The organism is Mesorhizobium sp. WSM4829 (genome assembly GCF_055811475.1).
The window spans coordinates 28,901-44,638 of sequence record NZ_JBVVQJ010000011.1 but is presented as its reverse complement, the minus strand read 5'-3'; the positions used below and the strand labels follow the sequence as shown (position 1 = coordinate 44,638).

The following is a 15,738-nucleotide window of genomic DNA, read 5'->3' as shown; positions in this document are numbered from 1 at the left end:
CGTGAGGAGGGTCTTGTTGTTGCATCGTCATGACTGGGCAGAAACTGCTGAAGAGGCTGGGTCCGGAGTTGCCCGGCCGGAGGTTCTTGTCGCAGACGATTTTCAGGATGAACGCGCCCGCGGTACGGTAATTGGCACCTTGGCAGTCAAGGGAGGCGTCAGGCGAGGACGCGACATCGAACGCCAGATCGCGATCGATCACGGCGCACTTCGTTTCCAGCCGCTCGTCAGGCCAGGTTGGGGCCGGCAAGGGATCTCCTATGGTCCCTTTCAGCGAGAGGCTGGTCTGGTGCTATTGGTCTCGATCACCAACGGCCACAACACATCGCAGGGATCGCCATTGCCTGATGACCTCGCCAGGCGAGTCTACCGTTGGCTGCGAGGACCCGGCATTGATCCATGGCCCGGCCGTCTGGTTTCCCTGATACATGCGCCGCGAAAGAGGCTCACCCTTCGCCGTTTTTGGTGGTGGACGCTTAGCACCTCCAGAACCTACCGGGGACCGAACATCGACGAGAACCTGGCTGTCGGTTGGTTCCCCAGTGAGGCGCCGATTAATCCCGTGGAAGAGGGCTGCGGCTTTGTCGTTCATGCCGCCGAAGGCGAAAACGGCGAGCTGTGGGCTCGTGTAGGAAAGCAATGCCTGAGTGCGTTTCGGCGCCTAAAGAACGTTCATGTCTATTATGTCGTGGCGTTGCGAGAGCAGGGCGCTGTCTATTATGCGGCCGCCGACCAAAAAGCCCACGGTCTTGCCGCTTTTCCGATGATGCGTCCGATCGCGATCGATCCTTTCAACAAGGACGAAAAGCTGTTTGCGGGTGTTCATCAGTCGGCACTTGGCCAGATCGGGTTTCGGGTCGACACACGCGTCCAAGCGGTTCAAGTCGGGCGGATACCTGAATTTTCGACGCTGTTTGGCACCGCCCACGCTGCCGATGCACTCGTCGAAGGCTGGCCGGGGCAAATCGCTGCAATCGGGGGGCGGTGGCATTTTTCGCAGGACGCTGGCGATAACCTATCCGTCGTCGATCCTGGTCGCCCTTCAGGATTGATCCACGGACTGCTGGCAATTGGCGCCATCTCGGATGTGTGTGGTCTCGTCTGTCGGTTTCGGGACAACGACAATTTCTGGGTGCTGAAACTGTCGACGCTCGGATGGACCTTGGTGCGCAAGCAATCGGGCAAAGAGATTACGATCGCGACCGGTACGGAACACGCTTTGCGCAAGTGTTCTATCCATTCGGTCCAGATTCTTGACTGGAACGGTCAGCTGAGCTGCTTTCTTGACGGGGTTCGCCTCTTCGAATCGTCTGTCTATGCCGATTCAGTTGAAAACGCTACAGGAGTAGGTATATGGAAAAGCTTCGATAGCGAGCCGCGCTGGCATAATTTCGAGGCTCATCCTTGCGAAGTTCCCATCCCATTGATGGCGCCTCTGGAGGCGCCTTGGAACCAACTCGGAACAAGCCTGTCCTACGCCGACGGCTTTGCCGGTATTGCCGGCGAACTGGATCGCCGCACGTCGGAGTTGGGCGACGGACAATGGGTCAGAACACTGGGCGCCGGGGTCATCGACGTCGACGGGCTGGGCAGCGCCCGTGTGCGCGCGAGCGTGGACAGACCGAACCCGGGTCGAACATTCTATTCGCTGCCATGGGATCTACCGGGATTCGCCGATCTCGAGGTCACCATCGAGCCTCCTGGGGAGCGCCGAGGACAAGATCAGCGCAGCCGGGCAGGACTGGTCTTCTGGCAAGACAGCGACAACTACGTTTGTGTCACGACCTGGCTCGACGATGTCCACCAGGGTGCTTCGATTTCGGTGTTCATCAAGCGGCTCGGCTTTGAGGAACTTTATGACGCGGTTTGGACCAATGTGGCGGACAAGGTCGTTTGGGGAAAACGCTTTTGCATGCGCGTTGCTTTCGACGGAAATCGGTTTGCGATCCTGATCGACGACGAACTGGTGATGCAGCGAAGCCTCACCGACATCTATCCCGACGATGCTGCCCTTCAAATTTTGCGGGTCGGGCTTGCCGTCAACTGGGAATGGGAAGATGACACGGGCTCGATGTTCACGTCGTTCAAGGCCCGGCGCTGAGCGAAAGAAGGTTTTCGTTTTCCAAGCCGTGAACGGTGGGTGACGATTGCCTTGTCCCGGGTCGACTGGGCTATTTTTCCCATGCAGAGATCGGCGACGCGCGGCTCCCCGGCGTCCGACTTCATTGCTTGACTCAGGATCGGCGAAAAGGCGGACGTTGCGTTCGAACGTGCGGCCGGATCATTTTTTTCGTTAATCCGATTCTCCATGCAACTGAGAAATGTTTGCAGAAGGCTGATGTGAGAACGCCGGTGTCGCCGAAGCCAGACGAGGGGCACGGTTTGGCCCACCGCGGGCGCGGCATGTTCGTTTGACATGGATCCACCTTGGCGGAGACTTTCACGTTAACACCGCCGTAGCCGGCCAAAGCTGGTGCTTTCGTTCGCCTTCGAGGTTGCGCGGACGGGTCCGACCAAGATGTCAGGGTGTCGAAGCAGCCAACGTCAAGACCGCCAGGCGGCCGCCCTTTGACGCGACCGGCATGCCGCCCCCAATCGACGGCCTCCGGTTCGAGTCGTTCGATAGGCTCAGCGGACCTTGATCAGCGCAGAGCCATTGCGTCCACCTGCAGCATCAGCTCGAGGTAGATTTCAGCGATGGAGCGCCAGGAATAGCTGAGGGATTTTTTATGGCCTGCCTCGATCAAACGTTGGCGCAAATCCGGATATCGCTGGATGTCGAGTACCGCTCTGGCCCAATGTGCCAGATCATCCGGATCGGCATAGAGCGCTGCGTCCTGGCAGACCTCGGGGAGGCAAGGCGATGTCGAGGCCACGACCGGGCATCCGATCCTCATGGCTTCGACGGCAGGCAACCCGAAACCCTCGATCCTGGACGGAAAAAGAAAGCACAATGCACCCGACAGAGCTTTCTTGAAATCATCATCGCTGATCCGTCCGAGGAGCCGGAGATTGTCTGGCTTCGGCTGCGCAAACCGGGAAATCTGCGCTTCGTCGATTTCGCCCGCCATCCACAGGTCCAAGCCCAACGCGTCAAGCAGCGGAGCAAGCCGGACCAGCAATTCGGCGTTCTTGTATTTTTGATCGCGCCCCAGGCATAGCACATAGGGGCGGTCGGGCCGGATTTGCAGCTTCGATCGATCGGCATCCCATCGTTCCGCATGGTCGCTGCCGTTATATGTGACGGTGATCTTCTCCTGCGGTGCGATGCCGTATTTGATGAGATGCTGCCGCGAAAGCTGCGAGACGGTGGTTATATGTGCGGCCCGTCGGCCAAGCAGCGGAAGAATGAAGCGGTGGGCCCATCGGAAGCCGCGCCCATAACTCTCCGGCATCAGCCTGGTATGCAGGTCGTGGATGCATGCGATTTGCCGTGTCAGCGCCACCGGCGCCAGATTGCAGAAGCTGAGCAACCCGCCCTCAACGTAGCGTGGCAGTTGCATCTGCACCCAGAACTGCGGAAGGCGCGGTTTGTTGAATTCGGGGACGACCCGAATGCCAATCGCCTGCAGCGGGATTTGCTCTTGGCGCGGGACCGCCAGATCGAGTTCAAGTCCCCGCGCCAACGGATGGCCCTCGTCCAGGAGAGCGTCGAGCGCAAGGGTTACCTCGCGCGCATAGCGGGCAACGCCGTTTGGAGGCAGCGCGACGAAATCGCCATTTATGGTCCAGCGCCTGGTGCGGCCACCGCAGGGCCCCCCGTCCTCAGCGGGAACCGCCGGAAACGAGCTCTTGCCATACCCCTCGAATGGAAACGGATCGGCGCCGATTGTCCCGGCCGCCCTGGCGGCCACGGGCGCAGATCTTCCGAAATTTCGCTGTCCCATAAAGTGCACCATGTCGCGCGATCCACATTCAACCTAGCATCCGGGAGACAGTGCGAACCTCTGCACCTTCGAAGTATGAGCTTATCCCTTGGCGTTAATCCGAGGTCCGCACTGCCTCGCGCTGCTGACGGAGCAGAGCCATGCCGGCGACATTGAAATGAAATTGGTCGTGCCACCTGTCCGGCCGCGTGAGGCGTTCACCCTGGGAAGATTCGGGCACCAATTGTGGAAGGCCGTGAACCTGCGCGGCCGCTAAGCCCAAAGGAGAGGCATGCGATCCGAAGATGGGGTTGCTACACCTATCGAGGCAGGCGGTAGCGCCGGATTAGCCCCGCAGCCCCCCTTTTTAACAGGCTGTCTGCCCCCATCCCAAGGCTTACCGTCGCAGCGAAATCGCCCTTGTCGCCTCTAGCAGGATTGCGCATGAAGCTCGTCGTGATCATTGCAACCCTTGGCCGCGGCAGCCAACTTTGCCGATTGCTGTCGCATCTGCAGCGCCAGACGCAACCGCCTGACGAAGTTGTCGTTTCCGCGCCCGATGCCACGCATGTCGAGCTTCCTGAGACAAGTTGCTTCCCGGTTTCCCTTGTCTTCGGGAAGAAAGGGTCATGCGTGCAACGCAACAGCGCGCTCGACCACGCGAGCGGGCGTTTCGATGTCGTCACCTTCTTCGACGACGATTTCGTGCCGGCCGACGACTATCTCGAGCGCGTCAAGAGAGCTTTCGAAGAGCATGACGACTGGGCTGTTGTCATGGGCAGAGTGGTCCAGGACGGCGCCGTCAACGCCGGGTTGGATTGGCACGACGCCATGCTGGCTCTCCACCAGTCGGAGCAGGAGCCGCCGCCGCAGCCCGAGGTCGTCCATCATCTCGGCGCCTATGGTTGCAACATGTCCATTCGGGCCGCCAGGATCGGCAAGTTGCGCTTCGACGAGCGCCTGGTTCTCTATGGCTGGCAGGAGGACATAGATTTTTCCAGCCAATTGAGGTCGTGCGGCCGCGTCGTCGCGGTGAATACGATCCGCGGCGTCCATCTTGGTATCAAGACCGGGCGCGTGAGCGGCGAGCGGTTCGGATATTCGCAGATCGTCAATCCGGTTTATCTGATCAAGAAGGGAACCATGCCGGCTACATTCGCACTGCCGCTCATGGCGCGCAATGTCGCCGCCAACCTTTTGCGCAGCGTGCGCCCAGAGTCTTACATCGACCGCCGCGGAAGGCTGCGCGGCAACATCCTTGCCATGATTCATGTCCTGACGGGGCGTATCGAACCCGAATTTGTTCTTGAAATGGGCAGAATCCGCCATCCCGGAGATCCGCAAGTGGAATCCTCGTTATAGGCGTTGCTCGTTCCGGCAGTCGCGAAAAAGGCTGCAGGGGCGCCGCTCGGGCCACAGGACAATGCGCAAAGATGGTGCTCATGGCGAACTGCCAGCATCATGTTTCGACCGCTGTCCAGGACACCCCAACGACAATCTTGCGGCCAGTGATGTTCATTGAACTATTGAGGCTCGTTCGGAAACAGAACCTTGTGTCTGGAGCGGAACTCAGGTGAATGGATCAATTCCGCCACGATCCGTTCTCCACTCGCCTCGCCGCTGTCCAGTTTCGACACGTAATCAGAAAGCCCATGGCCGTCTGGCTCCCGTCCCAGCAATGTCCGATAGAGAATGGCGATATATTGCGCATTTCCAAGACCAACTGGCTGATTGTCGGTCCTGAATTCGACCGAAAGCAACAGCTTTGTCAGTATCGGAAATATGGATGGATCCTTCTTCATCGCGACGACCTCGCGCCACTGCTCGGCTGGAGACGGCATGCGATGCAAGATAACGCAGTAAGCATATGCAATCTGGTTGGCCGGGAGGGCAGACTTGTCGAACGCATCAAGCGAACAGGGCTGAAATGTGTCGGTCACGGGAACGCTGGGCACCGACACCTGGCCCGCAGGCGGCGGGCTCTCCCTCGCGACCGTCGACGAACTCGAGCTTGCATTGCCGTTCGCAATGGCCTTCTTTACGGCATCATATGCCGGCTTTCGCCCGCTCGGCGCCCATAGCCCATCGCCGCGCTTCTTCAGGTGCACGAGGCCCATAAAGGCCTCGTAGCTTGGCGCCCAGTACGGCTCGTCGAGCAGTTCGTAGATATGGGCTGCTTCCAATCCATATGGAGATTGATATCGGCGCAGCATAGTCATCGTCTGCACCAGACCGTCCGCCTGTTGATTTTCTCCCCCCTGGCTGCCCCCAGGGTAGTTGAATTCGGTCAGCCAGATTGGACGACCGAAAGTGGCCAGGAACTTGAATGCTTCCTCGGGGTCGCCCCCGTAAAGATGCCAGACCGATATATCCCATCTGATGCCGTCCTGCAGCATCCGGGTGAACGCTCCGCGGTGACCCCAGCCGGCCGTTCCCATTGCTTTTCTTATGGTCGGATCCACCGCGACGGTTGCATCCGACAGACCGCGCAGCACCGCGCTCACCTTAGACCAGCGTGGGCTGAAGTAATGGGATGTCTCGGTGCCGCCGGCAGGCCCCCAGGAGCAATTGTATTGTATTCCGCCTTCCCGCATCTCGCAGGGCATCAAGATGGCATAATTCTCCATCTCGTTGCCAAGCTCCCAAACGCGGATGTCGTCCTTGAAGCGGGATACCAGTGCCGACGCGAGATGGTAGGCCTGCGCATAGAGGTCATCGACGGTCCCATTGTCCAGGTCGAGGCCGGGCGTGATCACCGGCAGGATCTCGACTCCGCGCTCCTTGCCCGCCTTGACCAGTTCGGCAAGTTTGGTGGCGCTGTCGAGGCTGGAAATGTTGACGCGATACGACTTCATGCCGAGGTCGCGGACATAATCGATTTGCTGTTCGATCGATATCCCGGGATAGGCGGTAAAGGGATGGCCATTCACCCCCCAGAGCAGATCCGCTGCGCACGAAGCTGTCATGCCCAGCAGGCATGCCAGGGTTGTCCACAGACGTCTGGTCGCGGCGACGGCCCGTCCAACGGAACCTGGTTGCGATGGATTGGTCGGCCGCTGCATCAGCGCGAACTTGCTTGTTTTGCGCCAGACATCATGCGGCATCACTCCACTCGCTGAACTCGCCTGACATCCATCCGAGCACGACGATCGAGATCTGCCGCACTGCCCAACGCAGTCTATCAAAACCGCGCCACGCAGAACCTCACACATTTGGCGTAAACGCCCATGGATTGGCCTCGCCATTCGGATGAGAGCTGCCGGGAAGCCTCTGAAGCAAACGACCGGGTACGTCCCAAAGACCAGGATGACCCTGCTGTCCTGGTCGTCCAAAGTCGTGGAACTGAGGCATGGCGCTGGTGATCAAAAGCCCTGTGATGACACGACATTGGACAATCAACGGCCGCTTTCTCGCGCAGCCGACCACCGGAGTTCAGCGCTACGCACGCGAGATCGTTTCGGCGCTGGACGCCTTGATCGTTGGCCAGGCTGCCTTGACACGGGATCTGACGGTCGAGTTGCTGGTCCCGCCGGGGGCGCTTGACAATTTGCCCTTGGCAGCGATCCGTGTCCGGACTGTCGGCAGCTTTGGCGGGCATTTATGGGAACAGGCTGTGCTTCCGGCCTGTCTTCGCGGCGGGCTGCTTAGCCTCTGCAATACGGGCCCTGTGACGGTTCGTCGACAGGTGCTGTGCATTCACGACGTCAATACACGGGCATGCCCGCAGAGCTATTCAATTCCATTTCGGCTTCTCTACCGCACCTTGGTTCCTGCCTTGGGCCGGGCCGCGCATAAGATTACGACGGTGTCGAAATACTCTGCGGGTGAACTGGCGCGCTATGGCGTGTGCCCGGCGGCAAAGGTCGAAATTGTAGGCAATGGGAATGAACATGCGTTGCGATGGGCTCCTTGCCACTCGCAACAAACAATGGCAGTGGCCGGCCCCGGTACGATCGTCGTGCTTGGCAGTTCTATCCCGCACAAAAATGTCGGCTTGATCATCGGCATGCACGAGCGTCTTGCCGCGGCGGGGCTGCAGATTGTTGTCGTGGGCGCTACAACGTCCCGCGTTTTCGCCAGCAGCGGCGACCAGAAATCGCCGAACGTCATTTGGCTGGGAAGAAGGTCGGACGCGGAACTCGGCGCGCTTCTGCGCGATTGCCTATGCCTCGCGTTCCCCTCCTTGGTCGAGGGTTTCGGGCTGCCGCCCCTCGAGGCCATGACACTGGGATGTCCGGTGGTCATGTCGGACCGTGCCAGCCTGCCCGAAATCGGCGGCGATGCGGTCTTGTACGCATCACCTTGCGATGAGAATGCATGGTTCGATTGTTTCATGCGGCTGGTCCACGAAGAAGGCCTCAGAACCAACTTGATCGCACGCGGTCGCGCCAGGGCGGCGCGATTTCAGTGGGCCGCGTCGGCTCAGCGCTATCTGGAGCTGATGGCCAGCGTGGATGGATTTCCGTCACTACCACCGCTCATGGAAGTCGAATGCGACCCGAATGAGCGACTTGCGGCGGCCAGTATCATTTGAGATCGTCTCGAGCCCAACGGAAATTTGCCATTCAGGCGCACCACTCCCGTTCAACTCGCATGAGTAGATGGGATCGGGACCAGATGTTTCCGGTCAGGGTTGCGCCTATTGTTGCACTTGCGTAGAATGCAAGCATGTCAATCATCTTGAGGGCTTGCAAGCAATGCCATCCATCACAGTCCGCAACGTGCCCGACGAAGTGCACCGCGCCTTACGGGTGCGCGCAGCCATGCACGGGCGTAGCGCAGAAGCCGAAATCCGCGACATCCTGGAGAAGGCGGCGCGGCCCGAGGGCCGTGTCAAGCTCGGCTCGCTCCTGGCCGCCATCGGCCGCGAGGCCGGACTTGCGGATGAAGACGTGCGCGCAATACAGCAACTCCGCGACAAGACCCCAGCCGAGCCGATGAAGTTTGAATGATCCTCATCGACACAAACGTGATTTCCGAGCCGTGGAAGCTCGCGCCCGACCCGAGTGTCGTGGCGTGGATCGACGCGCAGGCTATCGAAACGCTCTATCTATCGGCCATCACTGTAGCCGAGTTGCGTTTCGGTATCGCAGCGCTGCCTGCCGGCAAGCGCCGCGAAACCTTGCACGAGCGCATGGAGCGGGGCGTGTTGCCGCTGTTCAGGGGGCGCGTGTTGCCCTTCGATCTTGACGCTTCGCAAGCCTATGCCGAACTGGCGGCGAACGCCAAAGCGGCCGGCAAGGCAATCGGCAAGGCTGATGGCTATATCGCCGCCACAGCCGCTGCACGGGGCTTCATGATCGCGACACGCGACACCAGCCCTTTCGAGGCTGCGGGGCTGAATGTCGTCAATCCCTGGGTTGGCCAAGCAACGAGCGAGATTTGACCTGGCGTCAGTAGCCGGTCGCATCGACGCAGGGCAGGGCAGTCTTTCGACAAACGGAACATGTCCCGTTCAGCCTGCCTGCGATGATAGGCTGGATGGCGGAGGCATATGAGGCGATGGCGAAAAGAAGTGCAGGCGTCCTGCCTTACCGCAGATCAGCCGGTGAACTGCAAGTGCTGCTTGTCCATCCTGGCGGGCCGTTCTGGCAAAGCCGCGATCTCGGCGCATGGTCGATTGCAAAGGGCGAGTATGGTGATGACGAACAGCCGGAAGCTGCGGCGCGTCGCGAATTTGTGGAGGAAACCGGCTGGGGGCTCTCGGGAGCGCTGCTTCCGCTGGGAGCGCTGCGCCAGCCCGGCGGCAAGCTTGTTACGGCCTTCGGCGTCGAAGACGATTTCGACGCCGGCACCTTGCGCAGCAACATGTTCGAGATGGAATGGCCGCCGCGCAGCGGCCGCATGCAGACTTTTCCTGAGATCGATCGCGCAGGGTGGTTCGGCCTCGAAATGGCCCGGGAAAAGTTGCTTGTCGGCCAGCGGCCTTTTCTCGACCGGCTTGTGGTGTCTGTCTAAGGGGCGACCCAATGGCCTCAACTGGTCGTGTTGACATGCGCCATAATCAGAAGACGAATTCGACGGATGTCAGCGGCCAGCAGCCGCGGGTCCATTCGATTGGTACGCCGTGGCGGTCCTCGTTGACAGCATTGATGCGGAATACTGGCGTTCCGGGCGTCAGCCGCAGGATTTCCGCTTCATCGGGGGATGCAAAGCCGCCACTGATGCGCGTCTCGGCCCGCCGGTAGTTGTCGATGCCATGCGCGCGGAAAACATCGGTCACCGACTGACGCACATCGTATCTCTGATCGAAGTCGGGGAAGAGATGCGCCGGAAAGAACTTGGTATTGACGTAAACCGGCTGCTTGTCCGACGTTCTGATCCGGCACAGCCGGATAATGGTGGTGTCAGGTGCGAGACGCAACCGTTCCGCCACGGCCGCTTCGGCCGGTTCCCGGACGATCAGCAGCGTATTGGTGCCGATTTCCTGGCCGTGGGCTTCGAAATTGTCGAGAAAGCGCTGTCCGTCGCGAACAGTGAATGTCGAGGGCAGGTTTCGCACGAAGATACCGACGCCCTTGCGGGCGGTGAGGTGGCCCTCATGCTGTAACTGCTGCAGCGCCCGGCGAAGCGTAATGCGGGTGACCGCGAGTTTCTGTGCCAGATGCGTTTCTCCGGGAAGCTGGCTGCCCGGTGCAAGACTGCCGCTCTCGATCAGATCGAAGATGTGATCGTAGATCTGCTGCCAGATCGGCGTATCGCTGCGTGGCCGAAAGACCAGCCCGTCAAAGGCCAGAAGGCGATTGCCATTGCGCTCGTGTGGTGTTGAAATTTTCGTGTCCAAGGTCATGAAACCTTATCCACCCGCGACCGCCGTGCAGACCGTCGGTCTGTGCGGGAGAGCCCGGAGCTATAGACAATTTGTCCATGGACCATGGTGGCCACCACACGCGGATGCTCTGGATCGCCAGCATCGACCAGGATCAGATCCGCCCGGCGGCCGGCAACAAGCGAGCCGCGATCGTCGAGGTCGGCCACCCGGGCCGGGTTTGCCGAAACCAGCTTCCAGATCGAGGGGAAGTCGCCGGCGTCTGGCGAAGACAGTCTGAAGGCCGCATGCAGAGGCGAAGGGTAGTGGTAATCGCTGGTCAGCACCGTGCAAAGTCCGGCTCTGACGGCCTCGGTGGCATTTAGCGCTCCATTATGGCTGCCGCCGCGCACGACGTTGGGCGCGCCGAGGATCACATCCTCGCCCATTTGCCGCGCGGCCTTGGCCGTTTCGAGCGTTAGCGGAAATTCCGAGGCCTTTGCGCCGAGGGCGCGAAAATATATGCGTTCCTCGGGAGACGCTTCGTCATGGGCAAGAAGCACATTGCCATTGGCCCGCGCAGTTGCGGCCAGCTTCCCGATCGCGATCTCAACCTCGGCGCGGCGGGACCAAATCTGGCCGAGCAACGTCATGTATTGCTCGCGGCTCAAGCCAGACCGCTCCGCCATCTGACCGATCTTGCGGGCAATCGTGCCGTTCAGCACCGACCCCGTGGTATGATCGTTGACGGCGATGATCGGCCGTGGCGAAAGCGAGAGCCATCGTACGACCTGCGCCATCTGATCAAGCGCGAAGGTCTCCCAGCGCAGATGCAGACGCGTATCGCAGCCAAGGCTATCGCGGAGATCGCAGACCGCGCCGATCAGCTGTTTGGCAGCGTCGAGCGAGCGAAGTCCAGGCTCCCACGACACCGTGACGCCGTGAAAGGCCGTGGTTACGCCATTGGCGACAAGCTGGCGGTCCGTATCTTTCAGCGCCAGCGCGGTGTCGAAGCGGACACCGGGCCGCGGCATGATCTGGCGCTCGAAGCCGTCGCCGTGAATATCGACGATCCCCGGAAGCACGAGCAGACCATCGGCATCGATTGTGGAGGCATGGGCCGCCCGCAGCTCTGACAGGGCGCCGCCGGTGACGCTCAGGTCCGCGGTTTCAAGTCCCCGTTCGGTAAGGATGCGACCACCCTGGATGTGCCAGTTCACTGTATCCCTCAAAAAGCAAAGTCTGCCGGTGGCGCCGGCGAAATGTCACGAGCACGTCATCTGCTGCGTATACGGATTAGCGGGTAACAGTTTCCTGTCTATACAGCAAAGGAAAAAACGATGATCCGCAGCATCGCAACCGCACTCGCCCTGACGCTTGCCTCCGCTCTTCCAGTGTTTGCGGAGCCGGTGAAATTCGCGGTAACCGACATGGAGGGACTGGAGGCTCTTCAGCAGGAATTCGGGGCTTTCCAGACCGCTCTTGAGGAGGCGACCGGCCTGGATGTCGAACTGTTTCCGGTCAGTTCGCGGACCACCGCCGTCGAGGCGATGAATTCCGGGCAGGTCGATCTTGTCCTGACCGGTCCTGCAGAATACGTCGTCATGAAGGAATTAAGCCAGCCGAAGATTGTTGTCGCCTGGCAGCGCCCCGACTATTTCGCTCAGATCGCCGTGCTGGCGAATGGACCGATCCGCTCGGTCGAAGACTTGAAGGGCAAGAAGGTCGCATTCGGCTCGGTCGGCTCGACCTCCCAGCACCTCGGCCCCGCGCAGGCGCTGGCCGATTTCAACCTGAAATATGCCACCGATTACGAACCAGTAATCATATCGCGCAACATCGCGGCTGAGGCTCTCATCCGCGGCGACATCGCCGCTATCGGCTTGAATTTCGGCTATCTGAACTCGGTCCGGGAAGCATTCCCCGGCGTTGCCTTCTCGGTCATCGCACGGGGCCGCGATCTGCCGAACGACATTCTTGTCGCCCGCAAGGACATTTCAGATGACGTGTTCGTCAAGATCCGCGATGCCTTTGCGAAGAATGGCAATGAGCTGATGAAAGCGATCTTGACCGGCGAGGACAACCAGAAATTCAAGGGCGGTCTCTTCCTGACTGATGTCAGGGACTCGGACTACGACTATGTCCGCTCGATGTACCGCACGATCGGAATCGAGACCCTCACCGACTTCGTAAACTGAGGCTTGCTCCTTTTTCATCGACTTGCTCCTTTCAGCGACAAGGCCGGCGGCTAACCGCCGGTCTGTTTCGCAGTTCGGTCTGGGCCAAGAGGTCACTATGACAGCCATCATTCGGGTGCACGATCTTGCGAAGAGCTATGCGAACGGAAAGGTCATTTTCTCCAGTATCGGCCTCACCATAGCATCGCGCGAACGGGTTGCCCTGATTGGCTCGAACGGTGCTGGAAAATCCACCCTGCTCAAATGCCTCATTGGTCTTCTACCGTCGAGCGGTGGCGAGGTCGTCACCCTCGGCGAGAGCTTCCGCTCGGCGCCGTCCGTCGCCCAGCTGCGGCGCATTCGCAGGCAGATCGGATTTGTCTTCCAGCACCACGGACTGGTCAGCCGCCAATCGGTTCTTACAAACGTTTTGCAGGGCAAGCTCGGGCTGCCCGGCGGCTGGCGCGGCTGGCACCATTCCATCGCAAAGCAACACTGGCGCGAGGAAGCAATGCAGGCCCTCGCCGAAGTGCGGCTTCTCGGCAAGGCGGGCGCCCGCGCCGACGCGCTTTCTGGAGGGCAGGCGCAGCGGGTGGCGATTGCCCGTGCGTTGATCCGGCGTCCGAAGCTTTTGATAGCAGACGAACCGGCGGCAAGTCTCGACCCGGCGGCTGGACATGATGTGATGCGCGTCTTCTCCGAGCTGACCCAGGAACAGGCGATCACTTTGGTCTACACCACGCACGACATGGAACATGCTCTCGACTACTCCGACCGCTTGATAGCGCTCAAGGCGGGCAAGGTCTTCTTCGACCGACCGACGGCGCAGGTGACCCGCGCTGATCTGAAAGACGTCTTCGATGCATGACCGCCTTTCGCCGAGCCGGATTCCATCGATCTCGCCCGTCACTTTCAGCTTTGCCGTCGCTTTGGCCGCTCTCGTGATCGTTTCCGCCGGGCAGGTCGCACCTTCGCCGGAACAACTGGCAGGCGGGGTGCCCCGAATGGTCCATCTCGTCGGCCGCATGATACCCCCAAATGTCGAGCCAGGGTTCCTCCTGAGGGTTTTCTGGCGCATGGTCGAAACGTTTCAGATAGCGCTCGTGGGGACAGCAATAGGTGTCGTCCTCAGCTTGCCGTTTGCCTGGCTCTCGGCCAAGGACATAACCCCGATCGGCCCGTTCCGGCATATCTCCAGGATGCTGGTCTCGTTGTTCAGGACTGTTCCAGATTTGGTCTGGGCACTACTTTTCGTGTCAGCCGTTGGTCTCGGGGCAGTTGCCGGCACCATGACCATCGTCGTCGATACGATCGGCTTTTGCGGGCGCTTCTTCGCCGAGGCGATGGAGGATGCCGACGAAAGACCTCAGGAAGCGCTGTTTGCAATCGGCGCCGGACGATTCTCTGTTCTGTGCGGGGCAGTACTGCCTGACGCCATGCCGTCCCTGATAAACACCACGCTCTTCGCGCTTGAAAAGGCAGTGCGCTCATCAGTTGTTCTCGGCCTCGTTGGAGCCGGTGGCATCGGCCAGGAGCTGAAGGTCGCGTTCGATCTTTTCCAATACAGGAATGCCTCGACCATCATTCTCGTGATCTTCGCCATCGTGGTGTTGATGGAGTTCGTGACGGATCGCCTACGCTCGAAGGTCCAGTAATTGCAGGCTAGGCATGTGCGCCGCAAATCGACAGAACGCAGCGATGGCCGAAGACGGCGGGCGATCACCTACGGCACGAAGATAAGGAACAGATAGGCGACAAACACGACGAGATGAACGAGCCCCGTCAGCATCGTTGTTCGGCCCGTCCCAAAGCTCACGATGCTGATGGCAAGCGCGAGGATGAGAAGCACGGTATCCCCCGGACCCAGACCAAGAGTCAGGCTTCGTCCGGTGAGCAGGCTCGCCGCACCGATCGCCGGGATTGTCAGGCCGATTGTGGCGCAGGCCGAGCCGAGGGCGACATTCAGCCCTCGCTGAAGCTCGTTATTGAGTGCTGCCCGAACCGCCGATACCGCCTCCGGCATAAGCACAAGCGCAGCGACGAAGAAGCCCACGATGGCGTCCGCCTGGGTAATATGAAGAAACTCGAGCCCATTCTCGATGCTGCCGGCCACCTGCTCGGTCAGAAGAACGATCCCTGCCAGTCCGACAAATAAGAGGAGCACATTGGTGGTCACTCTCCCACCCTCAGATACTTGCTTGTCATGTTCCGCGCTGGAGGTCAGGTCTTCGATAAAATCGCCCCGATGGCGCACCATCTGGGCAAAGACGAAGGCACCATAGAGGAGGATTGAAAGAATGCTCACGAAAGCGAGCTGCGAGGCGGAGAACGTACCGGGGCTTGTTGCAAGCGTGTAGTTTGGAAGGATCAGCGTAAGAACTGTCAGCGCCATAATTACGGCAAGCGAGGCGTTGGTGCCCTGTCGTTTGATGTCCTGATATCGATGCTTCAGCCCGCCCAAGGTGAGGCAGACCCCGACGACGCCAGCGCATACGATCATGACCGTCGAAAACACGGATTCGCGTGCCAGCGTCGGGTTGTTCTCGCCGTGCAGCATCATCGAAATGATGACCGATGCTTCGATGGCCGTCACCGAAAATGTCAACAGCAGCGTGCCATATGGTTCACCGAGCCGCAGTGCGACGGCTTCCGCATGATGCAAAACCACAAACACTGTCGCGAAGATGAAGATAGCGACGACGATCAACGCCAGGATCTTGATCGAGAGCGGCGAATGCTCGATCGACGCGGCGCCGAAATGAATGAGTGCGGCCAGGCCCAAGGAGCCGATTGGGAACAGATATTGGCCGATCGGTCGCCGATGAGCAGCCAAGACGGAATTCCCTTCATCGCCATCGACGGTCGCAGATCGGGTGTTGGAGAAATTGACCGAAGCCCACTGTATCAACCTTACTTGCGGCTGCCGGCCCGTTCAATGGCCGCGTGG

General features: G+C 60.1%; 14 protein-coding genes. 9 read left to right on the top strand and 5 right to left on the bottom strand.

The genetic code is table 11. The features are described 5' to 3' along the window. Positions 1-16: 16 nt before the first annotated feature. Positions 17-2,101: an oxidoreductase gene (locus AC0L17_RS13175; RefSeq protein ID WP_473516138.1), complete on the top strand. Its 2,085-nt coding sequence runs from the start codon at positions 17-19 to the stop codon at positions 2,099-2,101. Positions 2,102-2,642: 541 nt separating this feature from the next. Here AC0L17_RS13175 and AC0L17_RS13170 read toward each other — a convergent pair. Next, the gene (locus AC0L17_RS13170) at positions 2,643-3,854 is read right to left on the bottom strand and encodes a glycosyltransferase family 4 protein (protein ID WP_473516137.1); all 1,212 of its coding nucleotides are present in this window, start codon (positions 3,852-3,854) and stop codon (positions 2,643-2,645) included. 456 nt (positions 3,855-4,310) lie between these two features. On the opposite strand from AC0L17_RS13170, the gene AC0L17_RS13165 reads away from it, so the two are divergent. Continuing rightward, a complete protein-coding gene (locus AC0L17_RS13165) occupies positions 4,311-5,228 on the top strand; it encodes a glycosyltransferase family 2 protein (RefSeq protein WP_473516136.1) in 918 nt (305 codons plus the stop codon). Between the two features lie 161 nt (positions 5,229-5,389). Here the strand turns inward: AC0L17_RS13165 and AC0L17_RS13160 are convergent, their stop codons facing one another. Continuing rightward, a complete protein-coding gene (locus tag AC0L17_RS13160; protein ID WP_473516135.1) occupies positions 5,390-6,970 on the bottom strand; it encodes a DUF4214 domain-containing protein in 1,581 nt (526 codons plus the stop codon). Between the two features lie 272 nt (positions 6,971-7,242). Between AC0L17_RS13160 and AC0L17_RS13155 the strand changes: the two genes are divergently transcribed. The 4 genes from AC0L17_RS13155 to AC0L17_RS13140 all read left to right on the top strand — a co-directional run bounded on the left by AC0L17_RS13155 (position 7,243) and on the right by AC0L17_RS13140 (position 9,824). Beyond that, positions 7,243-8,400 carry a glycosyltransferase family 4 protein gene (locus AC0L17_RS13155; RefSeq protein WP_473516217.1) on the top strand — a complete coding sequence of 386 codons (1,158 nt, stop codon included), beginning with the start codon at positions 7,243-7,245 and terminating at the stop codon, positions 8,398-8,400. 163 nt (positions 8,401-8,563) lie between these two features. After that, positions 8,564-8,818, top strand: coding sequence for a FitA-like ribbon-helix-helix domain-containing protein (locus AC0L17_RS13150; protein ID WP_091590043.1), 255 nt, complete (start codon positions 8,564-8,566; stop codon positions 8,816-8,818). After that, positions 8,815-9,252, top strand: coding sequence for a PIN domain-containing protein (locus AC0L17_RS13145; protein ID WP_473516134.1), 438 nt, complete (start codon positions 8,815-8,817; stop codon positions 9,250-9,252). Before AC0L17_RS13150 ends, AC0L17_RS13145 begins: the two co-directional genes overlap by 4 nt. Before the next feature lie 116 nt (positions 9,253-9,368). Further along, the gene (locus tag AC0L17_RS13140) at positions 9,369-9,824 is read left to right on the top strand and encodes an NUDIX hydrolase (protein WP_473516216.1); all 456 of its coding nucleotides are present in this window, start codon (positions 9,369-9,371) and stop codon (positions 9,822-9,824) included. Between the two features lie 46 nt (positions 9,825-9,870). On the opposite strand, the gene phnF is transcribed toward AC0L17_RS13140, so the two are convergent. Continuing rightward, on the bottom strand, positions 9,871-10,656 hold the full coding sequence (gene phnF / locus AC0L17_RS13135; protein WP_473516133.1) for a phosphonate metabolism transcriptional regulator PhnF: 786 nt from the start codon (positions 10,654-10,656) through the stop codon (positions 9,871-9,873). Continuing rightward, positions 10,653-11,834 (bottom strand): alpha-D-ribose 1-methylphosphonate 5-triphosphate diphosphatase, encoded by a 1,182-nt coding sequence (locus AC0L17_RS13130; protein WP_473516132.1) that lies wholly within the window; start codon positions 11,832-11,834, stop codon positions 10,653-10,655. The genes phnF and AC0L17_RS13130 overlap by 4 nt, the downstream gene beginning before the upstream one ends. A 120-nt stretch (positions 11,835-11,954) precedes the next feature. Between AC0L17_RS13130 and AC0L17_RS13125 the strand changes: the two genes are divergently transcribed. The 3 genes from AC0L17_RS13125 to phnE all read left to right on the top strand — a co-directional run bounded on the left by AC0L17_RS13125 (position 11,955) and on the right by phnE (position 14,446). Continuing rightward, positions 11,955-12,812 (top strand): PhnD/SsuA/transferrin family substrate-binding protein, encoded by an 858-nt coding sequence (locus AC0L17_RS13125; RefSeq protein WP_473516131.1) that lies wholly within the window; start codon positions 11,955-11,957, stop codon positions 12,810-12,812. 97 nt (positions 12,813-12,909) lie between these two features. Then, complete coding sequence (locus tag AC0L17_RS13120) at positions 12,910-13,659, top strand: phosphonate ABC transporter ATP-binding protein (protein ID WP_473516130.1); 750 nt, start codon at positions 12,910-12,912, stop codon at positions 13,657-13,659. Further along, on the top strand, positions 13,652-14,446 hold the full coding sequence (phnE, locus tag AC0L17_RS13115) for a phosphonate ABC transporter, permease protein PhnE (protein ID WP_091590052.1): 795 nt from the start codon (positions 13,652-13,654) through the stop codon (positions 14,444-14,446). Before AC0L17_RS13120 ends, phnE begins: the two co-directional genes overlap by 8 nt. A gap of 68 nt (positions 14,447-14,514) precedes the next feature. Here the strand turns inward: phnE and AC0L17_RS13110 are convergent, their stop codons facing one another. Further along, the gene (locus tag AC0L17_RS13110; protein WP_473516129.1) at positions 14,515-15,624 is read right to left on the bottom strand and encodes a calcium:cation antiporter; all 1,110 of its coding nucleotides are present in this window, start codon (positions 15,622-15,624) and stop codon (positions 14,515-14,517) included. Positions 15,625-15,738 lie beyond the last annotated feature (114 nt).